This window comes from Georgenia sp. Z1344, assembly GCF_049856295.1.
In the GTDB taxonomy this organism is placed as follows: domain Bacteria; phylum Actinomycetota; class Actinomycetes; order Actinomycetales; family Actinomycetaceae; genus JB111.
The window spans coordinates 88,419-112,916 of sequence record NZ_JBNDMZ010000008.1 but is presented as its reverse complement, the minus strand read 5'-3'; the positions used below and the strand labels follow the sequence as shown (position 1 = coordinate 112,916).

General features: G+C 74.3%; 22 protein-coding genes and 1 tRNA gene. 13 read left to right on the top strand and 10 right to left on the bottom strand.

Annotated elements, in window-relative coordinates; all coding sequences use genetic code 11:
* Positions 1-38: 38 nt before the first annotated feature.
* The gene (pth, locus tag ACPYO6_RS10245) at positions 39-641 is read right to left on the bottom strand and encodes an aminoacyl-tRNA hydrolase (RefSeq protein WP_425714759.1); all 603 of its coding nucleotides are present in this window, start codon (positions 639-641) and stop codon (positions 39-41) included.
* 91 nt (positions 642-732) lie between these two features.
* Entirely contained in the window at positions 733-1,389 is a 657-nt protein-coding gene (locus ACPYO6_RS10240) for a 50S ribosomal protein L25/general stress protein Ctc (protein WP_425714758.1), read from the bottom strand.
* Positions 1,390-1,614: 225 nt separating this feature from the next.
* Between ACPYO6_RS10240 and ACPYO6_RS10235 the strand changes: the two genes are divergently transcribed.
* Positions 1,615-2,346 (top strand): dienelactone hydrolase family protein, encoded by a 732-nt coding sequence (locus tag ACPYO6_RS10235; protein ID WP_425714757.1) that lies wholly within the window; start codon positions 1,615-1,617, stop codon positions 2,344-2,346.
* A gap of 23 nt (positions 2,347-2,369) precedes the next feature.
* Here the strand turns inward: ACPYO6_RS10235 and ACPYO6_RS10230 are convergent, their stop codons facing one another.
* The 3 genes from ACPYO6_RS10230 to ACPYO6_RS10220 all read right to left on the bottom strand — a co-directional run bounded on the left by ACPYO6_RS10230 (position 2,370) and on the right by ACPYO6_RS10220 (position 5,052).
* Positions 2,370-3,344 (bottom strand): ribose-phosphate diphosphokinase, encoded by a 975-nt coding sequence (locus tag ACPYO6_RS10230; protein WP_425714756.1) that lies wholly within the window; start codon positions 3,342-3,344, stop codon positions 2,370-2,372.
* Positions 3,341-4,903 (bottom strand): bifunctional UDP-N-acetylglucosamine diphosphorylase/glucosamine-1-phosphate N-acetyltransferase GlmU, encoded by a 1,563-nt coding sequence (glmU, locus tag ACPYO6_RS10225; RefSeq protein ID WP_425714755.1) that lies wholly within the window; start codon positions 4,901-4,903, stop codon positions 3,341-3,343. The genes ACPYO6_RS10230 and glmU overlap by 4 nt, the downstream gene beginning before the upstream one ends.
* 77 nt (positions 4,904-4,980) lie before the next feature.
* Positions 4,981-5,052: transfer RNA gene (locus tag ACPYO6_RS10220), tRNA-Gln, on the bottom strand.
* A 128-nt stretch (positions 5,053-5,180) separates the two neighbouring features.
* Between ACPYO6_RS10220 and ACPYO6_RS10215 the strand changes: the two genes are divergently transcribed.
* The 5 genes from ACPYO6_RS10215 (at position 5,181) to ACPYO6_RS10195 (ending at position 10,288) form a co-directional block, all read left to right on the top strand.
* Positions 5,181-5,783 carry a TetR/AcrR family transcriptional regulator gene (locus ACPYO6_RS10215; RefSeq protein ID WP_425714850.1) on the top strand — a complete coding sequence of 201 codons (603 nt, stop codon included), beginning with the start codon at positions 5,181-5,183 and terminating at the stop codon, positions 5,781-5,783.
* A gap of 188 nt (positions 5,784-5,971) precedes the next feature.
* Positions 5,972-6,982, top strand: a complete 1,011-nt coding sequence (locus ACPYO6_RS10210; protein ID WP_425709356.1) for an ABC transporter ATP-binding protein — start codon at positions 5,972-5,974, stop codon at positions 6,980-6,982.
* Entirely contained in the window at positions 6,979-8,181 is a 1,203-nt protein-coding gene (locus ACPYO6_RS10205; RefSeq protein ID WP_425714754.1) for an ABC transporter permease, read from the top strand. The genes ACPYO6_RS10210 and ACPYO6_RS10205 overlap by 4 nt, the downstream gene beginning before the upstream one ends.
* 277 nt (positions 8,182-8,458) lie before the next feature.
* Complete coding sequence (locus ACPYO6_RS10200) at positions 8,459-8,977, top strand: MarR family winged helix-turn-helix transcriptional regulator (protein ID WP_425714752.1); 519 nt, start codon at positions 8,459-8,461, stop codon at positions 8,975-8,977.
* A 240-nt stretch (positions 8,978-9,217) separates the two neighbouring features.
* Positions 9,218-10,288 carry a tartrate dehydrogenase gene (locus ACPYO6_RS10195; protein WP_425714751.1) on the top strand — a complete coding sequence of 357 codons (1,071 nt, stop codon included), beginning with the start codon at positions 9,218-9,220 and terminating at the stop codon, positions 10,286-10,288.
* A gap of 89 nt (positions 10,289-10,377) precedes the next feature.
* Here ACPYO6_RS10195 and ACPYO6_RS10190 read toward each other — a convergent pair whose 3' ends face one another.
* Complete coding sequence (locus ACPYO6_RS10190) at positions 10,378-11,262, bottom strand: alpha/beta fold hydrolase (RefSeq protein WP_425714750.1); 885 nt, start codon at positions 11,260-11,262, stop codon at positions 10,378-10,380.
* A 142-nt stretch (positions 11,263-11,404) separates the two neighbouring features.
* Between ACPYO6_RS10190 and ACPYO6_RS10185 the strand changes: the two genes are divergently transcribed.
* From ACPYO6_RS10185 to ACPYO6_RS10155, 7 genes are all read left to right on the top strand, one after another.
* On the top strand, positions 11,405-12,316 hold the full coding sequence (locus tag ACPYO6_RS10185; protein WP_425714749.1) for a LysR substrate-binding domain-containing protein: 912 nt from the start codon (positions 11,405-11,407) through the stop codon (positions 12,314-12,316).
* 30 nt (positions 12,317-12,346) lie between these two features.
* Entirely contained in the window at positions 12,347-12,787 is a 441-nt protein-coding gene (locus ACPYO6_RS10180; protein WP_425714748.1) for a hypothetical protein, read from the top strand.
* A complete protein-coding gene (locus ACPYO6_RS10175) occupies positions 12,784-13,035 on the top strand; it encodes a hypothetical protein (protein ID WP_425714747.1) in 252 nt (83 codons plus the stop codon). Before ACPYO6_RS10180 ends, ACPYO6_RS10175 begins: the two co-directional genes overlap by 4 nt.
* Positions 13,036-13,292: 257 nt before the next feature.
* Complete coding sequence (locus ACPYO6_RS10170; protein WP_425714746.1) at positions 13,293-16,475, top strand: WecB/TagA/CpsF family glycosyltransferase; 3,183 nt, start codon at positions 13,293-13,295, stop codon at positions 16,473-16,475.
* The gene (locus ACPYO6_RS10165) at positions 16,462-17,370 is read left to right on the top strand and encodes a hypothetical protein (RefSeq protein ID WP_425714745.1); all 909 of its coding nucleotides are present in this window, start codon (positions 16,462-16,464) and stop codon (positions 17,368-17,370) included. The genes ACPYO6_RS10170 and ACPYO6_RS10165 overlap by 14 nt, the downstream gene beginning before the upstream one ends.
* A 47-nt stretch (positions 17,371-17,417) precedes the next feature.
* A complete protein-coding gene (locus tag ACPYO6_RS10160; RefSeq protein WP_425714744.1) occupies positions 17,418-18,044 on the top strand; it encodes a hypothetical protein in 627 nt (208 codons plus the stop codon).
* Entirely contained in the window at positions 18,041-19,402 is a 1,362-nt protein-coding gene (locus ACPYO6_RS10155) for an O-antigen ligase family protein (RefSeq protein ID WP_425714743.1), read from the top strand. Before ACPYO6_RS10160 ends, ACPYO6_RS10155 begins: the two co-directional genes overlap by 4 nt.
* Here ACPYO6_RS10155 and ACPYO6_RS10150 read toward each other — a convergent pair.
* From ACPYO6_RS10150 to ACPYO6_RS10135, 4 genes are read right to left on the bottom strand one after another with little or no spacing between them, the layout of a single operon-like run.
* Complete coding sequence (locus ACPYO6_RS10150; protein ID WP_425714742.1) at positions 19,339-20,619, bottom strand: glycosyltransferase family 1 protein; 1,281 nt, start codon at positions 20,617-20,619, stop codon at positions 19,339-19,341. The genes ACPYO6_RS10155 and ACPYO6_RS10150 overlap by 64 nt on opposite strands.
* Position 20,620: 1 nt before the next feature.
* The gene (locus tag ACPYO6_RS10145) at positions 20,621-21,745 is read right to left on the bottom strand and encodes a glycosyltransferase family 2 protein (protein ID WP_425714740.1); all 1,125 of its coding nucleotides are present in this window, start codon (positions 21,743-21,745) and stop codon (positions 20,621-20,623) included.
* Complete coding sequence (locus tag ACPYO6_RS10140; protein WP_425714739.1) at positions 21,742-23,280, bottom strand: oligosaccharide flippase family protein; 1,539 nt, start codon at positions 23,278-23,280, stop codon at positions 21,742-21,744. The genes ACPYO6_RS10145 and ACPYO6_RS10140 overlap by 4 nt, the downstream gene beginning before the upstream one ends.
* Positions 23,277-24,485, bottom strand: coding sequence for a glycosyltransferase (locus tag ACPYO6_RS10135; protein WP_425714738.1), 1,209 nt, complete (start codon positions 24,483-24,485; stop codon positions 23,277-23,279). Before ACPYO6_RS10135 ends, ACPYO6_RS10140 begins: the two co-directional genes overlap by 4 nt.
* Positions 24,486-24,498: the final 13 nt, after the last annotated feature.

Here is a 24,498-nt window from a genome sequence, read left to right as displayed (position 1 = left end):
GACGGATGGGACGTGACGCGGCGGCCTGCCGGCGCCGGTCAGTCGGCCGTGTGCAGCCGCATCTGGGTGCGCTGCAGCCCCTCGGTGACGACGTCGGCCACCGTGTCGGCCGCGATCTCGAGCGTGACGCCGAGCTCGGTGCGCTCGGCGGCGGAGAAGTTCTGCAGGACGTAGTCGGCGGGGTCCATCCGGCCCGGCGGACGGCCGATGCCGACCCGCAGCCGCGCGTAGTCCTTGGTGCCGAGGGACCGGGTGATCGAGCGCAGCCCGTTGTGGCCGCCCTCGCCGCCGCCGATCTTCAGGCGCAGCGTGTCCGGGGCGAGGTCGAGCTCGTCGTGCACCACGAGGACCCGGCCCGGCTCGATCGAGTAGAACTGCGCGAGCGCAGCCACCGGCGGGCCGGAGAGGTTCATGTACGAGCCGGGGCGGGCGAGGATCACCCGAGGGCCGGGGACTCCGCCCGGACCGGTGCCGAGCCGCACGTCCGCGACGCTCGCGCGGGACTTGTGGGTGGTCAGCTCGGCGCCGCCCCGCTGCGCGAGGAGCTCGACGATCATCTGGCCCACGTTGTGCCGGTTGCCCGCGTAGCGCGGACCCGGGTTGCCGAGCCCGACGACGAGCCACAGGTCGCTGTCAGCCACGGGCGTTCACTCCTTGCGCGCGGGCGACGACGGCGAGGCCGCCCGCAGGGGTCGGTCCGCCCCGGCCCGCAGTGGGCCGGGGCGGGAAGGATCAGGCGTCGTCGTCGGAGGACTCGTCGTCGGAGGAGGACTCGTCCGAGGACTCGGCGGCCTCGCCCTCGGTCTCCTCGTCCTCGCCGCCCGGGGTCTCGAGGTCCTCCTCGGAGATGCGCGGGACCGTGACGAGGACGACCGAGGTCTCCGGGTCGGTGACGTACTCGGAGCCGGGGAGCGCCGGCAGGTCGGCGACGCGGACGACGGAGCCCTCCTCGAGGCCCTCGATGTCGACCTCGACGTACTCGGGGATCGCGGTCGCGTCGGCCGTGACCGTGACGGTCTGGCTCTCGACGGTGTGGATCGTGCCGGGGGCGGACTCGCCGACGGTGTGGACGGTGATGTCGACCTCGACCTTCTCGCCCTTGCGGACGAGGAGGAGGTCGACGTGCTCGATGGTGCGCTTGACGGCGTCGACCTGGACGTCCTTGGTCAGCGCGAGCTGCTCCGTGCCCTCGATGTCGAGCGTGAGGAGCGCGTTGGCGTTGCCGCGCAGCGCGAGGAAGGTCTCGTGGGCCGGCAGCGAGAGGTGCTGCGGGTCGGTGCCGTGGCCGTACAGGACGACGGGGATGCGGCCCTCGCGGCGGGTGCGGCGGGCAGCGCCCTTGCCGAACTCGGTGCGGACGTTCGCGGTGATGACGGTCTTGTCAGCCATGGGTGCTCCACTGGGTTCGTGACGGATCGGGGCGGCGGGCCTCGGCGCGGGACGGCGGACGGACGCGCTGGGCTCCGCCGCGTCGAATCACGGACGACCGGACCTGTGGCCCGGATGCGGGCACCTGCCCGTCCGTCGTCCCTCGCCGAGGCAACCCGGAGAGTCTAGCGGCTCCGTCCCTGCGCGACAGGGCCCGATCCTGCGGCCTGCGGCACACTGACGTCCATGGCGAGCGAACGCGTGACCGTGACCACCGATGCCGGGCCCATGCCCGCGGACCTCGTCCGCCCGACGACGACGAACGCGGACGGCGAGGGTGCCGGACCGCGCGGCGCGGGTGCGGGCCTCGTCGTCGTGCAGGAGATCTTCGGGGTGACCGGGTACGTGCTCGACCGCGCCGCCGACCTCGCGGCCCTCGGGTACACCGTGCTCGTCCCCCACCTGTTCTGGCGCACCGGCGACGAGGTGGTCGAGGGCGGGGACGAGGCGGCGCTCGGGCGCGCGATGGGGATCGCCGGCGCCACCGACTGGGAGGGGGCGGTGGCGGACACCCGGGCCGCGCTCGCCCACCTGCGCTCGGAGGTCGGCGGTCCGGCGGGGCTCCTCGGGTTCTGCTGGGGCGGCGGGGTCGCGTTCGACGCGGCATCGAGGGAGGGCGAGGGTGTGGCCGCCCTCGTCGCGTACTACGGCTCGGCGCTGCCGACCCTGCTCGACCGGGCTCCCGGCGTCACCGCTCCGTCCCTGCACCACTGGGGCACGGACGACGCGTTCATCCCCGCGGACCAGGTGGACCGGATCGAGGAGGCCGTGGCGCGCGACGGCGTCCGGCTCGTGCGGCACCCCGGCGCCGGGCACGCGTTCGACAACCCGCTGCCCGGGTTCCACCACGCGGAGGCGTCGGCGGCGGCGTGGGCGGGGACGACCGCGTGGCTGGCCGAGGAGCTGCCGGCGGGCTGATCGGTACCCGGCCCGGACAGTCCCTAGGAGCGGCCCTCGAACAGGGAGGTGACCGACCCGTCGTCGAAGACCTCGCGGATCGCGCGCGCGAGCAGCGGGGCGATCGGCAGGACCGTCAGCTGCGGGAAGTGCTTGGTGATCGGCAGGGTGTCGGTGACGACGATCTCGCGGGCGCCGCAGTCGGACAGCCGCTGCGTGGCCGGGTCGGAGAGCACGCCGTGGGTCGCCGCGACGATGACGTCCTTGGCCCCCTGCGCCTTGAGGACCTTGACGGCCTCGGCGATAGTGCCCCCGGTGTCGATGAGGTCGTCGACGAGCACGCAGGTGCGGCCCTCGATGTCACCGACCACGCGGTTGGCCACGGCCTGGTTGGGCCGGGTGATGTCGCGGGTCTTGTGGACGAACGCCAGCGGGACGCCGCCGAACTTCGCGGCCCACTGCTCGGCCACGCGGATGCGCCCGGCGTCGGGCGAGACCACGGCGACGTTCTCGAGGTCCACGCGCCCGCGGACGTAGTCCACGAGGATCGGCATGGCGAACAGGTGGTCGACCGGGCCGTCGAAGAAGCCCTGCGTCTGCGAGGCGTGCAGGTCGACGCTCATCAGGCGGTCGGCGCCGGCGGTCTTGAACAGGTCCGCCACGAGGCGCGCGGAGATCGGCTCGCGGCCCCGGTGCTTCTTGTCCTGGCGCGCGTAGGGGTAGAACGGCGCGACCACCGTGATGCGCTTGGCCGAGGCGCGCTTGAGCGTGTCGACCATGATCAGCTGCTCCATGAGCCACTGGTTGATCGGCGTGGTGTGGGACTGCAGGACGAACGCGTCCGTGCCGCGCACCGACTCGTCGAACCGGACGTAGATCTCGCCGTTGGCGAAGTCGTACGCGGTCGTCGGCAGCGGGTCGATCCCGAGCTCGCGGGCGACGTGGTCGGCGAGCTCCGGGTGCGCGCGGCCCCCGACGAACACGAGTCGCTTCTCGCCGCTGGCGTGGATGCCGGTCATCGGGTGCTCCCTTCACCGGGCGCCGCGGCGCCGTCGCTGTCCCGGCCCACGTCCGTGGTCGGGTCCTCCTCCGCGGCCGGCTCCGGGTCGGAGGCCGACGACGACGAGCTGCCGCCGGCACCTGCCCCCGAGCCGTTCGCGGCCGACGCCGCCTCCGCGGCCGCCGTGCCCGGCCGCTTCCTCTCGACCCAGCCCTCGACCACCTTCTGGCCGAAGTCGTTGAGCGCCAGCGCGCCCGCCGGGACGTCGTGGCGGACGATCGTGCCGGCGCCGGTGTACGCGCCGTCGCCGACCTGCACGGGCGCGACGAACATGTTGTCCGCCCCGGTCCGGGCGTGTGCGCCGATCGTCGACCGGTGCTTGTGGACGCCGTCGTAGTTGACGAACACCGACGCGGCGCCGATGTTCGTGCCCTCGCCGATGTCGGCGTCGCCCACGTAGCTGAGGTGCGGGACCTTGGCGCCGCGCCCGAGCGTGGAGTTCTTCAGCTCGACGAACGTGCCGACCTTGGCCTCGTCGCCGACCACGGTGCCGGGGCGCAGGTAGGCGAACGGGCCGACGCTCGCGCCGGCGCGGACCACGGCGAGCTCGGCGTGCGTGCGGACGACCTTCGCGCCCGGACCGACCTCGCAGTCGGTGAGCGTGGTCTCCGGACCGACGGTCGCGCCCTCGGCCACGACCGTCGTGCCGTGGAGCTGGGTGCCGGGCAGGATCGTCACGTCACGGGCGAGCTCGACGTCGACGTCGATCCACGTGGTGCCCGGGTCGACGATCGTCACGCCGGCACGCATCCACCGCGCGAGGAGCCGGTCGTTGAGGCGGGCGGCGGTCGCGGCGAGCTGGACGCGGTCGTTGATGCCCTCGACCGTCGACGGGTCGTCGACCTTGAGGGCCCGCACCGGCAGGCCCTTGCCGTGGGCGGCGGCGACGACGTCGGTGAGGTAGACCTCGCCCTGGTCGTTGTCCGAGCCGAGGCCGGCGAGCGCCTCCCGCAGGACGGCCGCCTCGAAGACGTAGGTCGAGGTGTTGATCTCGGTGATCGCCCGCTGCGCATCGGTCGCGTCCCGTTCCTCGACGACGCCGACCACCTGCTCGCCGTCGCGCAGGATCCGGCCGTAGCCGAACGGGTCGGGGACCTCGGCGGTGAGCACCGTGACCGCGTTGCCCGAGCCCGCGTGGGCCTCGAGGAGGGCGGCGAGCGTGTCGCCGTCGAGCAGGGGGGTGTCCCCCGCCATGACGAGGAGCGAGCCGTCGGCGGCCGCGGCGGCATCGAGGGCGTCCAGCGCGCACTGGACGGCGCGGCCGGTGCCGGGGATCTCGTCCTGGTCGACGAGCAGCGCGGCGGGGTCGGACTCGGTGACGAAGGCGGCGACGCGCTCACGCTCGTGGCGCACGACGACGGCGAGACGCTCCGGGTCGACCTGGCGGGCGGCCGTGAGCGCGTGGCCCAGCAGCGTGCGACCGCCGACGGCGTGGAGCACCTTCGGGGTGGCCGAGCGCATCCTGGTCCCCGCCCCGGCGGCGAGCACGACGACAGCAGCCGGACGGGTCTGGGTCACGCGGGTTCTCCTCGGGTGCGACTCTCCTGGGCGTCGGCGCGGCCTGGGCGCGCGACCCGGCCACTGTACCGCCGGGGCTCCGCCCCCAGGACTCGAACCCGGACCTCAAGGCACCAAAGGCCTGCGTGCTGCCGTTACACCAGGGCGGACCGCCGCCGGCCGCCGACGCGGGCGGTCGAGGCGCTGACCCATCCTGCCAAAGCCTGACCGTCCCGCGGACCGGGCGCCAGGCACAATGGCGGGCGTGGCGAGCGAGACGAGACGGCAGCGCACCCGGATGACGGCCGGGCAGCGGCGCGAGCAGCTCGTCGCCGTGGCCCGCACCCTGTTCGCCGAGAAGGGGTTCGACAGCACGTCGGTCGAGGAGATCGCGCAGCGCGCGAAGGTCTCGCGCCCGGTCGTCTACGAGCACTTCGGAGGCAAGGAGGGCATCTACGCGGTCGTCGTCGACCGGGAGGTCCAGCTGCTCGAGGGCGTGCTCATCGGCTCGATCCGTGTCGGCGGGCACCCCCGCACGATCGTCGAGCGCACCACCCTCGCGCTGCTCGACTACATCGAGGAGCACACCGACGGGTTCCGCATCCTCGTCCGCGACTCCCCCGTCGCCCAGGCCACCGGCACGTTCTCCTCCCTCATCGGGGACGTCGCCACGCACGTCGAGCATCTGCTCGCCGCCCAGTTCAAGGCGCGGGGCTTCGACACGAAAGCGGCGCCGCTGTACGCGCAGATGCTCGTCGGGCTCATCGCCCTGACCGGTCAGTGGTGGCTCGACAACCGCACGCCGGGCAAGCAGGACGTCGCCGCGCACGTGGTCAACCTCGCCTGGCACGGTCTCGAGGGGCTGCGCCGGGAGCCCCGGATCCACGCCACCGGCGACTGACACCGCCGGTGACTGACCGCCGGTCACCGGCGTGGCCACGGACCCCCGCGAGCGCGGACGAGCCTCACGGACGATTCATGACGGACGTCAGGCGGTCGCTCACGTCACAGCCCGTACGGTTGGCCCCGCACACAGCCGGCAGGGAGAGGCACCCCTCGACGTCGGCCAGAGCGGACGAAGGGGGACACGTGGGTGATCTCGAGCTCAACGGGCTCAGCAAGGCGTACGGCAACGTCCGGGCGCTGACCGACCTGTCGTTCACCGTGCGGGCCGGAGAGATCTTCGGCTTCGTCGGGTCGAACGGCGCGGGCAAGACCACCGCCATGCGGATCATCCTCGGCGTCCTCGCCGCGGACTCCGGCGAGGTCCGGCACGACGGCAGCGTCCTCGACCTCGACGCCCGGCGTCGTGTCGGTTACATGCCGGAGGAGCGCGGCCTCTACCCGAAGATGAAGGTCGGCGAGCAGCTCGTCTTCCTCGCCCGGCTGCACGGCATGTCGAAGCAGGAGGCGACCTCCGCGATGGAGAGGTGGACCGAGCGCCTCGGCGTGGCCCACCGGCGGGGCGACGACGTCGAGAAGCTCTCCCTGGGCAACCAGCAGCGCGTGCAGCTCGCCGCCGCCCTGGTCCACGAGCCCGAGGTGCTGGTCCTCGACGAGCCGTTCTCCGGCCTCGACCCCGTCGCGGTCGACGTGATGAGCGACGTCCTCAAGGAGCGCGCCGCCGCGGGCGTCCCCGTCATCTTCTCCTCGCACCAGCTCGACCTCGTCGAGCGCCTGTGCCACCGGGTCGGGATCATCGCCGCGGGCAAGATGGTCGCGCTCGGCACGATCGACGAGCTCCGCACGGTGGGCCAGCCGGTCTGGCGGGTCGTCGTCGACGCCGAGGGTCTGGACCTCGCCCCGATCGCCGGCTCGGTCCCCGGCGCCGTCGCCGAGAACATCGAGGTGGGGGCCGGCAAGTCCGCCGCGCAGGTCATGCTCCCCGAGGGATCGGCCGGCGCCGAGCAGGCACTGATCACCGAGGCGCTGCGCCACGGCCCCGTGGTCGAGTTCGGTCCGGTGCGCCCCGCGCTCGCCGACCTCTTCCGCGACGTCGTCTCCGACAGCTCCGCCGCGGAGAAGGACGGCAGCGCCGGGCGCGACGGGCACGAGGACGCAGGCTCGGGCAGGAAGAAGACGAAGGAGGCGCGTCGATGAGCGCGGTCGGTCTGGTCATCAAGCGGGAGCTCCGCACGCGGCTGCTCGCCAAGTCGTCGATCATCTCGATGATCGTCATGCTCGTCGTCATCCTCGCCGCGGGCGTCGGCTACAAGATCTGGGACTCGAGCCAGGGCGAGGACACGGGCACGGTCGTGGCCGTCGAGGAGTCCGCCGCGTCGCTGGTGCCCTACCTGCAGACGACGTCGAGCACGCAGGACGTGCCCCTCGACATCCAGGAGACCGCCGACGGCACCTTCGCCGAGGAGCTCGAGCGGGACGAGGACCCTGCCGAGATCGTCGTCTCGCGCGACGGCGACGCGCTGACCGTCCACGCCCGCACCGATCCCGACCAGCAGCTCCTCGGGACCATCGCCGGCGCGGCGCAGACCGAGGCGCTGAGCACCCAGATCACCGAGCTCGGCGGGGACCCCGCCGAGGTGCAAGGTGCGATCGCCTCGAGCACCCCGCAGGTGGAGATCCTCGAGGGCGCGGCCACCGGCTTCAACAGTCCCGACTTCGACGGGCAGGCCTACGCCGCAGGGATCGCGACGATCTCCCTCATGCTCTTCGCCATCCTCACGGCGGGCGCCACGGTGGCGACCGGCGTCGTCGAGGAGAAGACCTCCCGCGTGGTGGAGGTCCTCCTGGCGACGATCAAGCCCACCCAGCTGCTCACCGGCAAGGTGCTCGGCATCGGCCTGTACACGCTCGTCTACATGGTGGTGATCGTGGGCGGCATGATCGGCGCCCTGGCGATCGCCGGGCTCCTGCCGTCGCTGAGCATCCCGATCGGCACCGTGACGGTGTGGGCGTTCGTGTGGTTCCTCGTCGGGTTCGGCATCTGGACCGTGGTCTTCGGCGGCTTCGCCGCGCTGGTCTCGCGCCAGGAGGAGATCGGCTCCGTGACGACCCCGCTGATGTTCGCCCAGTTCGTCCCGTTCTACGTGGCCATGTACCTGGTCCCGAACCAGCCGGACTCGCTGCTCACGCAGATCCTCGGCTACATCCCGTTCCTCTCGCCGTTCATCATGCCGATGCGCCAGGGCTTCGGCGCCAGCACGGTCGAGGCGCTGATCGCCGTGGCGATCGCCGCGGCGACGATCCCGTTCCTCATCTGGATCGCCGGCCGCGTCTACCGTCGCGGCATCCTGCACACCGGTGGGCGTCTCAAGCTGAGCGAGGCCCTCAAGGGCTGACACCCCTCACGACGACGACGGCGGGGCGGCGGGCGCGGGAGCGCCTGTCCCCCGCCGTCGTCGTGCGCGTCCCCACCCCGTTCGTCGAGATTGCGGTTCGTCGTCGTCGAGATTGCGGTTGGGGCCCCAACCGCACTCTCGATGAACGGGTGCGCGCCCCCATCTGGTCGAGAGTGCGGTCCAGGGTGACGGTCCATCGAGCCTGCGGTTCGTCGTCGTCCGTGCGGACCGTCCGCTCATTCGCCGGAGGTGTCTCGACGTCGAGTAATCTCGATCCATGGCGGAACGAGGCACGGACGAGGTCGACCGCATCGTCGCGGCCTGGCGTCGCGAGCGCCCCGACCTCGACGTCGCGCCGCTCGAGGTCTTCTCCCGCGTCACCCGCCTCGCCCGGCACCTCGACCTCGCCCGGCGACGCGCGCTCGCCGGCCCCGCCCTCGAGATCTGGCAGTTCGACGTGCTCTCCGCCCTGCGCCGTGCCGGTGCCCCGTACCAGCTCACCCCGACCCGGCTCGTGGCCGAGACGCTCGTGTCCTCGGGGACGATGACCCACCGGATCGACAAGATGGTGGCCGCCGGGCTCGTCGAGCGCACCCAGGACGCGGCGGACAAGCGGGTGGTGCGCGTCCGGCTGACCGACGAGGGGCTCGAGCGCGTCGACCGCACGATGACCGCCCTCCTCGCCGCCGAGCGGGAGCTGCTCGCCGGGATCTCGCCGGACGAGGCGGCCGAGCTGGCCGACCAGCTGCGGTCGCTCACCGCCCAGTTCGAGCCGGACCCGCCCTCGGGCCGCTGACGCCCGTGCGGGGGGAGACCCCCACCCTCGACGCACGCACGGACGCCTGGCGCCGCCCGCGGGGACATCCCGACGCTTGCCCGGACCGCCGCCGCTCAGTTCCCCCGGCGCCCAGCGTTGCGCCCCACGCAAACGACTCTTGCCCGGCCCGCCCGCGCGCGGGCGACGCGCCGCCCCTAGCGTGGACCCCCACGGCGTCGTGGCACCCGGCCCCGCCGGAGCTGCCCCGTGGAGGAGAGCATGAGCACCTACCGGATCGCCGTCATCGCCGGCGACGGCATCGGCACCGAGGTCGTCCCCGAGGGCGTCAAGGTCCTCGAGGCGGCCGCGGAGCGCTTCGGCCTCTCGCTCGAGCTCGAGCACTTCGACTTCGCCAGCGCCGCGTACTACCAGGAGCACGGCCAGATGCTCCCGGACGACTGGTTCGCCACGCTCAAGGGTTTCGACGCGATCTTCTTCGGCGCCGTCGGCTGGCCCGAGGTCGTGCCGGACCACGTCTCGCTGTGGGGCTCGCTGCTGCAGTTCCGCCGGCACTTCGACCTGTACGTGTCGCTGCGCCCCGTCAAGCTCCTCAAGGGCATCCCCTCGCCGCTCGCGGGCCGCGCCCCCGGCGACGTCGACTATCTCGTGGTCCGGGAGAACACCGAGGGCGAGTACTCCTCGATCGGCGGGAAGATGTTCGAGGGCACGGACCGCGAGACGGTGGTCCAGGAGACCGTGATGACCCGCACCGGCATCGACCGGATCCTGCGCTACGCGTTCGAGCTCGCACAGCAGCGGAAGAAGCACCTCACGTCGGCCACCAAGTCGAACGGCATCTCGATCACCATGCCCTACTGGGACGAGCGGGTCGTCGAGATGTCGGCCGCCTACCCGGACGTCGACGTCGACAAGTTCCACATCGACATCCTCACCGCCCAGGCGGTCCTCCACCCGGACTGGTTCGACGTCATCGTCGCGTCGAACCTGTTCGGCGACATCCTCTCCGACCTCGGGCCCGCCACCACCGGGACGATCGGCATCGCGCCCAGCGCCAACATCAACCCCGAGCGCACCTTCCCCTCGCTCTTCGAGCCGGTCCACGGGTCGGCCCCGGACATCGCGGGCAAGGGCATCGCCAACCCGATCGGCCAGATCTGGTGCGCCGCGATGATGCTCGACCACCTCGGCGAGACCGAGGCGGGCGCGGCGGTCGTCGACGCGTTCGAGAGCGTCATCGCCGAGGCGAGCACGCTCACCCCGGACCTCGGCGGGACGGCCACGACGGCGGAGCTCGGCTCCGCGATCGCCGCTCGCGTCGCGCAGGGCTGACGAGGGCGGCGCCCGGGCGGCCCGTTCGTCCCGGGCGCCCGCGGCATCGCGGCGCCGCGATGCCGCGGGCGCTCCCGGCGCCGCCCCACTCAGGCCCCGAGGAACTCCCGGATCTCGCGCACGATCTCGTCCGGCGCCTCCTCCGGGAGGTAGTGGCCGCAGTCGACGGCGTGCCCGGACACCTCGTCGGCGATCCGTCCCCACAGGGCCAGCGGGTCGAACAGCCGCTCGATGACGCCGTGCCGCGCCCAGAGCACCCGCAGCGGCACCTCGATCCGCCGGCCGGCCGCCCGGTCGGCCCGGTCGTGCTCGAGGTCGATGCCGTTCGCGGCGCGGTAGTCGTGGGCCGCGCCGGCCGCGCGCTCGGCGCCGTCGAACCCGGCCACGTACTCGTCCAGCACCTCGGGAGGGAACGGGGCGAGCCCCGCGTGCCGCGCACCCATCACGCCCTCGACGTAGCCGCGCGGGTTCGCCCCGGCGAGCGCCTCGGGCATCGGCGCGGGCTGGATGAGGAAGAACCAGTGCCAGTAGGCGCTCGCGAACGCGCGGTCGGTCGCCTCGTACATGTCGAGCGTCGGGGCGACGTCGAGGAGCATCGCGGCGCTCACCCGGTCCGGATGGTCCCCGGCGAGACGCGCCGCCACCCGGGCCCCGCGGTCGTGGCCGACCACCGCGAACCGCTCGTGCCCGAGAGCCGCCATGAGCTCCACGGCGTCGCGCGCCATCGTGCGCTTGCTGTAGGCGGCGTGGTCGGGTCCCGGGGCGGGCCGGCCGGAGCGGCCGTAACCCCGCAGGTCGGGGAGCACGACGTCGAACTGCCGGGCCAGCTGCGGCGCCACGCGGTGCCACATGACGTGCGTCTCCGGGTGGCCGTGGAGCAGGAGCAGGGGTGGCCGGCCGGTGCTCGGCCCGAGACGGCCGCGGACCCGGACACCGTCGAGCTCGACGTCGAGAGGCTGGAAGTCGGGGAACACGTGCACGCTCCTTCGTCGTCGGGCCGTCGAGGTGTCCCTCTCCCCCGACAGGTGGTCCCACACCGAGGCTAGACTTGCCGCCCGCGGCACGGGAGGGCGCTCGCGACACATGCGGCTTGCGCCCCGAGCAAGGGAGCGACGCATGCCCTCGGAGATCGACGACCTCGAGCTCGTCCAGGTCGTCGCCGCGGCCGGGACCCTCACCGGGGCCGCCCGGCACTGGGGGATGTCGATCTCCGCCGTCAGCCGCAGGCTGCGCGCGCTCGAGCAGCGCCTCGGCACCACGCTCGCCCACCGCCGCGCGCGGGGGCTCGAGCTCACCCCCGAGGGCCGCCGGTACGCCGAGCGCGCCGCCGAGCTCCTCCAGGAGGTCCGCGACCTCGAGGACTCGCTGCGCCCGGGCCCGGACCGGATCGCGGGGCCGCTCCGCGTCGTCAGCACGGTGGGGCTCGGCCGCAGCCACGTCGCCCCGCTCCTGCGCGAGCTGCAGGCCGAGCACCCCGGCCTCGACGTCCGCCTCGAGCTCTCGAGCCTGCCGCTGGGCGCCTCGCTGCCGGGCTTCGACCTGGCGGTGCGCGTGGGCCGCGTCCCCGACTCCACGCTCGAGCTCCACCTGCTGCTGCCCAACCGGCGCATCGTCGTCGCCTCCCCCGCCTACCTCGAGCGGCACGGCACACCGAGGACCGTCGAGGACCTCGCGCACCACGAGTGCCTGGTGGTCCTCGAGGACGAGGGGTCCTCCACGTGGGAGCTGGAGGTCGGCGGCGCGCCGGTCGCCGTGCCCGTGGACGGCCACCTCACCTGCACGGACGGGACCGCCGTCACGCAGTGGTGCCTCGACGGAGCAGGGCTCGCGATGCGGTCGACGTGGGACGTCGGCCGGCACGTGCGCAGCGGGGCGCTCGTCCAGGTCCTCGCCGACGTCCCCACCCCGGACGCCCACGTGGTCGCCCTGCACGACGGCGGCGGGCGCGCCCCGGCCCGCGTCCACGCCGCGGTCGAGCACCTCCGCGCGGGACTCGCCCGCCGGTGCGACCCGGCGGCGGTACCCTGACGGACGAGCACCGAGGCAGGAGAGGCACCCGTGAGCACCCGCACCGAGCACGACGCGCGCACGGTCGCGCCCGGGACCCGCTCGCCCGCCTTCCCCACCGACTCCCGCGAGACCGCGGCGGACCGCTTCATGCGCCGCCTGCTGCGGGTCCGGCGCACCAACCGCAGTCTCGACGCGGGGGCGCACCGGCGGCTGCGGCTCTCGCTCGTCGTCTCGGCGGTGCGCTGCCTCGTCACCTACGTCCTCATCCCGGTGCTCGTCCCGCTGCTCAGCATCGCCGGCGTCCTCGCCGCGCCGGTCGGCATCGCCCTGTGCGCGGTGGCGGTCGTCAGCGGCATCTCGGCGCTCCGGCGGTTCTGGGCCACCGACCACAAGGGCCGCTGGATGTACACGGGCTTCATCGCCGTCGTGTTCGTCGTCCTCGCGGTCGGCCTCGTCGCCGACGTCTCGCACCTGGCGGGTGCCGCATGAGCGCCGGTCAGGACCCGCGCCGCACCCGCGAGGAGGTCGGGCACGGAGGCGCGGTCGACGACCCGACCGCGGACGAGCTCCTCGACCAGAGTTCCGACCTCGACGACGCCACCGAGGCTCCCGAGGACGCGACCGAGGAGGACCCCGACGAGGTCCCCGAGGTCAACGCCTGGCTGACCGTCGTCATGTTCGGCTTCTTCGTCGTCGCGACGGTCGCCTGCTACATCTGGCTCGACGGCTGGCACTGAGCCGGGCCCGCGGGCGCTGATCCGGGCGCCCGGCGCGCGGCCCGTGCACCCGGCCACGTGCTCCGCGCGCACCCACCACCCGGCGACCACCCGGACGCACGTGCCCGGTACTCGACCGCCTCCCGGATCGGCCCGCGGGCGCCCGAACACCGTTGTCCGGCGCCCGGGGCAGTCCTAGCGTGAGCGCACCCGCAGGACCCCTGTCCCCCAAGGAGCGTCGTGACGATGCCGCCCGCACCCCCCTCCCGGGACCCGGCATGACCACCCTCGCCGACCGGGACGCCCTCACCGACCCGGCCTCGCCGGACCTCCCCCTCACGAGCGTCGAGACGCGCGCCGGAGAGGCCGTCGTCGAGCCCGTCGTCACCGGCGCGCCGGAGGCCGGCGCCGCTGCTCCGCACGCCGAGGCGAAGCACGCCGTGGTGCAGCACGCCGTGGCACAGCTCGTCCCGGCCCCGCACGCACCGCCGACCCCCACGCCCGCTCCCCCGACGCCGCACCCGCACCCGCACGAGCGGGTGGACCTCGCGGGCATCGTCGTCGACCTCATGGGCGAGGCCGACGCCGTGTCGACGATCGTCCGGCGTGCGTCCCGCCCGGCGGGGATCGACCGCGACGACGACACCCCCGCGCTCCCGCCGCTCGCCGTCATCTCCGCGAACCTCGACCACATCGTCCAGTTCGGGTCCACCGGACGCTGGCGCCACCAGCTCGGCGACTCGCTGCACCCCACGAGCACCGACGTGGACGGCACCGCTCGCCCCCTCGAGTGGCTCACGCTCCTCGACGGCGCGCCGCTGGTGTCCCGGGCGAACCGCCTGACCGGGCGCGCCTGGCCACGCCTCGCCGGCAGCGACCTCGCCGACCCGCTGCTCGACGCCGCCGAGGCGGCCGGGGTCTCGGTCGGCTTCGTCGGCGGCTCCTACCTCGTCCAGCGCCTGCTCTCGCGACGGCTCGCACGGACGCGTCCGGGTCTCGTCGTCGCCGGCATGTGGTCCCCCGACCGTTCCGACCTCTCCGACGACGCCGCCTCCCTCCGGCTGGCCGCGGACATCGCGGAGTCGGGGGCACAGCTGCTCGTCGTCGGCCTCGGCAAGCCCCGCCAGGAGCTGTGGATGTCCCGCTTCGGCCCGGCCACCGGGGCGAACGTGCTGCTCGCCTTCGGCGCCGTGGTCGACTTCCTCGCCGACGCCGTGCAGCGTGCCCCGCGCCTCGCGAGCGACCACGGCCTCGAGTGGGCCTACCGCCTGGCGCGCGAGCCGCGCCGGCTCGCGACCCGGTACCTGGTCGACGACCCGCCGGGCCTCGTCCAGCTCCGGCGCGACAGCCGGGCGCTGCCCCCGACCGACCCGCCGGAGGCGGTGCAGTCGCCCCCGGTCCGCTCGACGAGCGCACCGGACGTGACACCGGCTGCCCCCCGCCCCGCCGGGTCGACCACGCCCGGACCTGCCGTCCCCGGGAGGGGCGGCACCTTCGTCCCGGCCGACGCGCCGGCCGAGGTCGCCGCCCTCGTGGTCACCTACGACAGCGCCGAGCACGTCGAGTCGCTGATCGACAGCCTCCGCACCGAGGCCGAGGACCTGCGCCTCCGGGTGGTCGTGGCCGACAACTCCTCCACCGACGGCACGCTCGAGCGGCTCGCGGCGCACCCGGACGTCGTCGTCGTACCCACCGGCGGCAACCTCGGGTACGCCGCCGGGATCAACGTCGCCGCGCGCGCGGCGGGCGACGCCGAGGCGCTGCTCGTCCTCAACCCGGACCTCGAGGTCCGGCCCGGGGCGGTCGCCGAGCTGCTGGCGGTCCTGCGCTCGGGCCACGCCGACCTCGTGGTCCCCCGGCTCGTCGACACGTACGGCGCCACGGCGATGTCGCTGTACCGGGAGCCCACGGCCGCGACCGTCCTCGGCGACGCGGTCCTCGGCAACCGGTGGCCCCGGCGGCCGGCGGCCCTCGGCGGCACCGACCTCGCCCCGGAGAGCTACCAGTTCGGCCACGAGATCGACTGGGCGACCGGGGCGGCGATCCTCGTGAGCGCGTCAGCGGCACGCACTATCGGCGAGTGGGACGAGCGGTTCTTCCTCTACTCCGAGGAGACCGACTACTTCCGCCGCGCACGCGACCTCGGGCTCGTCGCCCGGTACGAGCCGCGCGCCACGATGGTCCACGCCGGCGCGGGGTCCGGGACCTCCCCGCGCCTGCGGGCCCTCATGGCGGTCAACCTCGTGCGGTACGCGCGCAAGCACCACGGCGCGGGCGTCGCGCGGCGCTGGTGGGCGGGCACGCTGCTCTCCGAGGCGCTGCGGGCGCACCGGCCGGGTCGCCGTGGCGTGCTCGGGGTCGTGGCCGACGAGGCGCGGTGGGACACGCTGCCCGGGCCGGCAGCGGGACCGGCGTCGGGGGCGGTTCCCGTGACGGGGGCCGCCGCGGGTCCGGCGGCGGGACCGGTCGACGAGCCGGCGGTGCGTCCGGCGGGCGCCCCCGCCGAGCACCCGCGCGGCACCGTCGTCGTCCCGGCGCACGACGAGGCGGCGGTCGTGGGACGGACCCTTGCCGCCCTCGCGCCCGCGCTCGCCACCGGCCGGGTCGAGGTCGTCGTCGTGTGCAACGGGTGCACCGACGGGACCGCGGCCCGCGCCGCGGCCGTCGCCGGCGTCCGGGTGGTCGAGATCGACGTCGCGTCCAAGACCGCGGCGCTCAACGCGGGCGACCGGGCGGCCACGCACTGGCCGCGCGTGTACCTCGACGCCGACATCGAGCTCGCCCCGGCCACGCTGCGGCGGCTCCTCGAGACCCTCGCCGACGGCGCGCTCGTCGCCCGCCCGGCCTTCCGGTACGACACGGGCACGGCGCGCTGGCCGGTCACCGCGTACTACCGGGCGCGGCGCCGGCTGCCGAGCACGAGTGCCGCGATCTGGGGAGCCGGCGTGTTCGGGCTCAGCGAGGCGGGGCACGCCCGGATCGGATCCTTCCCGGACGTCACGGCGGACGACTACTTCGTGGACCAGGCCTTCGACGACGACGAGAAGGTCGTCGTCGCCGCTCCCCCGGTCCCCGTCCGCACGCCGCGGGACGTCGCCTCGCTGCTGCGGGTGCTCCGGCGCCAGCACCGGGGGCCGGCCGAGCAGCGTGGGCGGGCCGCGCGGCATCCACGTACCGCGGCGTCGCCGGGCGCGGCTCCGGCTGGTGCAGGGTCCGGCCGTTCGTCGTCGGGCAGGTCGTCGACTGGCCGTTCGTCGTCGTCGTCGGCGGGGTCGACGGCACGTGAGCTGCTCGCCTCGGTGCGCGGCCCGCGGACCCTCGTCGACGCCGCGGTCTACGCCGCGCTGGCGGCGGTCCCCCGACTGACCCGGCGGTCGCGGTCGGCGGACCCCGGGTGGGAACGGGACGAGAGCAGCCGGGTGCCCCGGGAACGAGGAGGAGCCCCTCATGCAGCTCAGTGACACGATCGCGACCCTGCTGCGGCGCTGGTACGTCCTGCTGCTCGGCCTCTGCCTCACCGCTGCCGGCGGGTGGTACGCCTACCGGTCGATCCCCACCACGTACGAGGCCACGGGCAGTCTCCTGCTCATGCCGTCCACCGACACCGTGGGCGCCGAGGGAAACCCGTACCTCTACCTCAACGGCATGATCGACGCCCGCGACGTCCTGCTGCGCCGGGCGGGATCGACCGAGAACTACACGTCCGTCGTGGCCGAGCACCCGGGGACCGCGTACACGCTCGGCTCCGACCCGACCACGCAGTCCCCGATCGTCACGGTGGCCGTGGAGGGCGCGACCCCCGAGGACGCCCTCGCCGTCATGCACGGGGCCCTGGAGAACGTCGAGGAGAACCTCGACGCCATGCAGGACGAGGTCGGGCTCCCCGACGGCCAACGGCTCGGTGCCTCGCCGCTGGTCCTCGCCGACTCCGCCACCGCGAGCCGGACCGCCGCCGCCCGCCTGGCCATCGTCGTCCTCGGCGCCGGCGGGCTGGGCACGCTCCTGGTCGCCGGTCTCGTCGACGGCGCACTGATGCGTCGCCGCGAACGCCGGTCGGCCGAGATCGAGCCGGCCGCGACCGATCGAGCCGTGGGAGACGGTCCACCGGTGGAGCCCCTGAACGCGGTGACGGACCCACAGGCCGCGGGGGCTGCGGAGACCGGGCCGGCTCACGACGGCACGACCGCTCCCGGGGAGGCGGCCGCCGACGTCCGGCCGGACGTCACGGAGGCAGCGACGGACGACGACGCAGCGGCGCGCGGCACGACCACCGAGGCGCAGGACGAGCCCGCGGACGACGCCGTTCCGCGCGAGACGGAGCTGGCCACCGCGTCCGCGGGCCCGCCGGACCGATGAGGAGCGGTGCGGCGAGTCTCGTCCGACGCCGCTGGTACGTGTACCTCGTGGCCCTGGTGGCACTCGGCGTCGTGGTGCTGTCGGCACCCGCTCCCCCGCGCGCCACCACGATCCGGGCGGAGCTCACCCTCAGCCCGCCGCCCGAGTTCTCGGCCGAGACGCCGTACGTCTTCTCCCTGGAGACGATGCTCGCCTTCACGGCCGCGGTCGACGAGGCGTACGACGCGCGCTACCCGTCGACCCAGCTCTCCACCCCGAACGCCTCCCTGTTCGGCAACCAGGTCCTCGACGGCGTCTCGGTCACCTCGTCCCGGTCCGGCACGCAGTGGCAGGAGTGGCAGGACCGGCCGTCGATGATCGTGACGGCGACGGGGCCGACGGAGGCCGCCGCCCTGGCCACCATCCGCACGACGATCGCCCAGGTGGCGGAGGTGACGACCGACATCCAGGTCGGCTCCGGCGTTCCCGCCGCCGCGCGGATCCGCCTGCTCTGGCAGGAGGACACGTTCACGATCGGTTCGATCGGCAGGACCGATTCCAGCGCGGTCAAAGGGGCGGCGGTCCTCGGTCTCGTCGCGCTCGGCGCCGCGACCGCCGTCGCCTCCGGGCTGGACCGGGCGGGGACGCAGCTGCGCAGGGACCGGTCCGAGACGTCCGTGGGGCGGACCGGATGACGCTCGCCGACCACGCCGTCGTCGTCCCGCCGGACGGCACCCCCGCCACGCGCCGCGTCCGGTTCGACGCGGTGACCTTCCTGACCGTCTACCTCGTGCTGCTGCTCGGGATCCCGTCCTACCTCGTCATCCCCGCGCTGGGCACGATGGGGCAGCTCTCCCTCCTGTGGGGACTGGCCGGCCTCGCGTGGTGGGCGTTCACGGCGGTCTCCCGCGGCGGGCGCGGACACCGCCGCACGTCTCCCGTCGGGGTCGCCCTCGCCGTGCTCCTCGCGGTGGTCGCGACCGCGTACGGCATGGGGGCCCTGCACGGGTTGCCGACGCACCTGGCGGCCGCGGCAGACAGCGGCCTGATCCGCGTGCTCAGCTGGTCCGGCGTGGCGCTCGTCGCGCTCGACGGGATCCGGACCAGGGCCCGGCTGCTCGCCCTCGTGCGCCGGGTCGCCTGGGCCGGCGCGCTGATGTCCGTCCTCGGGCTGGCCCAGTTCGTCACCGGGCAACCGCTGGTCACCTCGATCTCGCTCCCCGGGTTCGCAGTCGACGGCTCCTTCGCGGGAGTGATGGACCGCGGCGGATTCGTCCGCGCGGCCGGCACCGCGTCCCACCCGCTCGAGTACGGGACGCTGCTGTGCCTCACCCTCCCCCTCGCCCTCGCCCTGGGGATGAGCGAGCTGCGTCGTCCGTGGTTCGTCCGGTGGCTGCCGGCCGGGCTGATCGCGCTCGCCGTGGCGCTGTCGGTCTCCCGGTCGACCCTCATCGGGGTCGCGTTCGGGCTGCTCGTCCTCGCCCCCCGCGTCCCCCCGGCCTACCGGCTCCGGGGGGCACTGCTCGGTGTCCTCCTCGGCGCGGCCATGCTGGTCGCGGTCCCCGGGCTGGTCGGCACGATGCTCGGCCTGTTCACCGCCATCGGGTCCGACGCCAGCACGGTGTCCCGCACGGGCAGCAGCGACGTGGTCCTGGAGATCGTCGGCCGGCACTGGTGGCTGGGCCACGGGTACGGGACGTTCCAGCCGAACGAGCTGATCCTCGACAACCAGTTCCTGCTCATCCTCGTCGAGCTCGGTGTCCTCGGTCTCGCGGCGTTCGCCGCGGTCGTCCTCACGAGCATCGCCTGCGCGTGGCGTTCCGCCCCTCGTCCCCGGGTGGCCGGCCCCGGCGGCGCACCGGCGCCGGCCGTCTCGCACTCGCTGGCCACCGGACCTGCCCTGGCGGCCGGGATCGCCGCCGGATCGCTCACCCTCGCCTTCTTCGACGGGCTCTCGTTCCCCATCAGCGCGGGACTGCTCTTCCTCTCCTACGGGGCCGCCGGCGCGTCCTGGCGGATCGCGCGCACGGACCGCTCGGCGGCCGACGGGTAGCGCCCCGTCCCGGTCCGGACGCGGTCCTCCACCATCTCCGCGGTCATCCGCTGCGCCACGTCCCAGCCACGCGGCCGACGGGCGGCGATGCGCGCGGCGCGGTCGGCACGATCGGCCGGGTCCGACACCGCGACGGCTGCGGCCAGGGCGTCGGCGAGCGCCTCGGGACGTCCGGGCACCCAGGTGGCCTCCGGGTGCTCGAGGTCGAGCCGCGGTCCAGGATCGTCGTTGAGCACGGTGACGCTGCCGGCGGCCAGCATCTCGGCCGCCACGAGGGAGATGTTCGTGAACGACATCGCCAGGCCCGCGACCACCTCGTTGTACAACCGGTTGAGCTCCTGCGGCGGGAGCGAGCCGTGCTGGACCGCAGGGACCCGCCACCCCGGGATGCGGTCGCCGACCACATGGATCGGCTCGTCCGGGCACCGCTCGTGGAACAGCTCGAGGGTCCGTCGCGCGAGCAGGTAGCCGCGGCGGTCGACGTTCCGCTTGGCGTAGTAGACGACGCCGCGGCGCGTCTCCTGACGCCCGGGAAGCAGTCGGTAGGTCTCCACGTCGCACCCGAACGGGACGACGAGGTCGGGCTCGGCACCCGCCTCCCGGCGCATCGCCGCGGCGACCATCCCGCCGAGGGCGATGGTCTGCAGTCCCATCGTGTACGTCGCCTCGGCGAGGTCGTAGAGGTAGCCACGCGGGTAGAAGTAGGCCTCGTAGTCCTGGACGAAGTAGAAGGGGACCGCACCGCCGTGCAGCGACGCCACGACGTGGGCGGTCTGCCACGAGCTCGCCACCACGGCGTCGTACCGGTCCAGACCGTCCGCGACGCTCGCGACGCCCGCCGGGAGGCCCGGCCACCACCGGCGGATCGTCTCCTCGCGGCGCGCGACGTCGTCGTCGGTGGCGTCGTAGAGGACGAGCGTGCACCGGTGACCGCGCTCGGCCATGGCTCGGACCATGCGGAACAGGGTCGTGTGCCCTCCGGAGCCGGCGCCCGGAGGCGTGCAGACCCAGCCCACCTCGAGGCTCTCCTTCTGCCGGCCGGGGATCGGCGGCGGAGGAGGGCCGACGTGGACGTGCTCGTCCCGCAGGGGCAGCCGCGGCTCGTCCCAGGCCCGCGCGGCGCCGAGGCGCTCGACCCCACGGCGGGCGATCGTGCCCGCGGTGCCGCGCAGCCCGTCCCTGCGCAGGCTCGCTCGGACGTTCTCGGTCAGTCCCATGTCAGTACACCCCGTTCCGGTGCCAGCTGCGTTCGGTCCATGCGCGTCGCACGCGGTCACGGGCACGCCGGGCGGTCCCGGCGAGGACGTCCACCGGTCGGCGCCCGCGTGCCGCCCGGCGAGCGATCGCCCGCTTGCGTCGGAGGTTGGCGGAAGTCGGTGCGATCGCCATCCCGTCGAGCCGGAGGTAGGTCTCCGTCACCGCTCCGTGGACGTCGAGCTCGTGGGTCATCGTGTCGAGCACCTGCCGGTCGAGCGCAGCGTCGGCCGTTCGCCGGGCGGCGGCCGCCCACCCGAGTCCGCCGGCCGCGCCGTCGAACAGGGCGTGGAAGGCGAGCCGGCGCTCGGCGAGGTCGACGACGACGTCGACCTCGCGCGCGGAGAGGCTGAGGTCGTGGTCGCGGTGCCACGCCTGGTCCGCGCCGTGGACGTACCCGACGTCGCCGAACGCGGCGAGCCGCAGCCACATCTCCATGTCGTGCGTGTGGGCGAGCGGAAGCTGCCCGCCCACACGGGCGACGAGGTCGGACCGCATGACGACCTCGGCGGACGTGATGACGTTGTACCCGTCGGCGCACCGGTCCTGCACCCACTGGTGGCCGGGCCAGATCGTCCAGGCGGAGGCGGTGGTCCGCGCCGGGCGCCGCGGGCCGCCCTCGACGAAGTGGCTCGGGTGGCCGTAGACGAGTCCGACGGACGGGTGGGCGCGGACGAGTGCGACCGCACGGGCCAGGGAGCCGGGCGTCAGCAGGTCGTCGGCGTCGAGCCGGACGAGGAACTCGCCGGTGACGTGCTCGAGCCCGGCGTTGAACGCGGCGACCGGTCCCCGGTTCTCCGGCATGCGGACGACCCGGACCCGGTCGTCGGCTGCGGCCAACGTGTCGGCGACGGCCGCGCTGTCGTCGGTGGAGAGGTCGTCGACGACGACCACGTCGACGTCGACGCCGGGCTGCTCGAGCACGCTGGAGACCGACTCGACGAGGTAGCGCCCGTAGTTGAAGCACGGGACGACGACGGTGACGCTCGCGCGCTCCCCCGGCCCGACAGCCACCGGCACGGGGGGGACGCGCAGCCGTCGGCCGACCGGGTCACGTCCGGTGGCGCGGCGTTCCTGGGACAGGGTCATGCCGACTCCTTCGTGGGCGTGCGGACGGGGACGGGCGCGGGCACGGGTGTCGGGCCGGCGCCGTCCGTCGCGGGCTCCGCCGGTGCGTCGTCCGCGGTTCCGAGCACTCCGTCGGAGCCCAGCTCACGGGCTTGCGCGAGGCGCGCCAGGAACCAGCGGTGCAGGAGGGCGGCGTAGACGAGGGTGCCGAGCAGGCCACCGACCAGGAGCGCCGTCAGGTCGTTCTCGACGAACGCCGCCACGCCCCGCGCGGTCGCACCCGCCGGCACGGCAGCCAGAAGGGGCGGCCAGAGCGCCACCCGCGCGGCGGCGACGTCGGTCCCCGCCCGGGCCAGCACCCACCCGACGAGGCAGACGAGGAGGAGCGCGGCAGCAACCTGCGCGAGGGCCGCCCCGGTCCCACCGGCCGTGCGCGCACCGAGCACGAGCAGCGGAACGAGTGCGAGCATCCATCCCACCTGCAGCCACAGCACCCAGCCCGACCGGCCGCGCGCCAGCAGGTAGGCGGTCGCCAGGTCGACCGGCGTGCGCAACGCGCCGAACACGGCGAGCAGCGCCAGCAGCCCGACGGCGGGCGACCACCGTGCGCCGTAGAGCAGGCCGACGAGAGGCTCGGACAGGGTCGCCAGCATGAGCCCGGCGAGGACCGAGAGCGTCCACACCGGTGCCAGGGCGGTGGCGAAGGAGGTGTCGCGGCGCCCCTCGGCGAGCCGGGCGAACGCCGGCAGCGAGACCGACCGGACGATCTGGCCGAAGACGCTCATCGGCCAGTTCGCCACGTTGAACGCGAGGTAGTAGAAGCCGAGGACAGTCGTGCCGGCCAGGGTGGACAGCACGATCTTGTCGATGCCGAGCAGCGCCCAGGACAGGAGGTTCGCGGCGGCCAGCGGGACGCCGAAGGCGAGGATGTCGCGGACGAGGAGCCGGTCGAACCCGAGGTGCAGGCGCCGCCGGGTGAGGACGAACTGGAGGACGACCGCGGTGGCCTGGGCGACGACCCGGGCCACGGCGAGCGCCATCACGCCCCACCCGGCGAGGATGAGCACGACCGTCACGGTCGTGCCGACGACGAAGTCGGCGACGCCGACGAGGAAGACCCGCTTCTGCTGGAAGTCCCGCTGCAGCGCCGCGTTCGGGACCACACCCGCGCCGGCGACGACGAGGGTGAGGGACATGACCGCGAGCACCGGCCCGGCCTCCGGCGCACCCAGGATCTCGGCGACGGTCCCCGAGCCGATCACGAGTGCGAGCGTCAGCGCCGCCGACATGACGAGCGAGAGTGTGGCGACCGTGGGCGCGCGACGCTCGTGGTCCGGCGAGCGGACGAGGTCGGCGCTGAGCCCGAGGTCGGCGAGCGTCATGAGCACGGTCTGGACGGTGAGGACCACCGCGTAGACCCCGAACTCCCCCGGGCTGAGCATCCGGGCGAGGAACACGCCGACCCCGAGCGACCCGAGACGGAGCACGGTGCTGCTCACCGAGCTCCAGGCGAGCCCGTGACGGATCCCCGCACGCAGGTCGCGCGGCGCGCTCATGCCGCAGCCGTGGTCCGTGGGCCGCGGCGCGCGCCGGCCCGGTGGAGAAGGAAGCCGGACATCGCACCGGCGGAGCGCGCGAGGGAGGCCGCACGCCGCGCGGTGGTCAGCACGGGACGACCGCCGCGCGACCTGTCGTGGGCCTGCGCGTAGATGTCGAGCAGCACCGTGGCCGCCCGGTCGAGCCCGAACCGCTGCTCGACGAGCCGTCGGGACCACTCGCCGAGCCGGGTCCGCTCCGCGCGGTCGGTGAGCAGCTGCTCGAGGGGATCGCGCAGGGCGTACGGCCCTCCGTCGCCGTGGCCGAAGAAGCCCTCTCGAAGGAACTCCGGCATCGTGTCCGCGCGCACCGCCCGGACGTACCCGCCCGCCCCGAGCACGACGGCGGGCCGGGCGTGGGCCATCCCTCGCAGGATCGAGCTGCCCATCCCGAGGACGACGTCGCCGGCGGCGTAGGCGGCTCCGGGGTCCAGGAGAGTGCCTGGCATGCGGACGACGGGTCGCCCGTGCCGGTCGTTCACCTCGTCGGCGGCGATCCGGACCCGGGCGGCGTCGTCGCCGTCGCCCGCCACGAGGAGGGTGACCGGGAGCCGCTCCGCGAGCGTGCCCACCGCGGCGATCGCAGCGATCACCCCCGCGGACTTGTCGAGGTCCGTGGTCAGCCGGCCGACCACGCTCACCACCGGTCCGCCCTCGTCCAGGCCGAGGCTGCGACGCGCGGGCCCCGCCGGACGCGGGGTGTCGAGCGCGGTGTCGATCGGCGGCTCGAGGACGTGGCGGTGCGCGAAGCCCTCCCCCGCGGCCTCGGCGGCGAGTCGTTCGGTGCCGACGACGAGGTCGAGATGGCGCGGCAGGAAGCCGGGGACCTCCATCGACAGCACCGTCATGACGAGCGGGGTGTCGAGCCACCCGTGCGCCCCGAGGGAGGCACCCATCGACGGCGCCCACTCGTAGGCGTGCACGAGGTCCGCGCGCCACTCACGCACGAGTCGCATGAGCCCGAGGGCCCAGGGCAGCGAGAGCCGCAGCCCCGTGGCCGCAGGACGCCAGTCCAGTCCGGCGGCCCGCGCGCGCTCGACGAGCGGACCGGGCGGGGCGTAGACCACCACCTCGTGCCCGCGGTCGCGGACCGCGGCAGCGAGGTCGAGGGCGTTGATCTGGCTGCCGCCCATGCCCATGTCGTGCGGGCAGACGACGATCCTCATGTCGAGGTCGCCT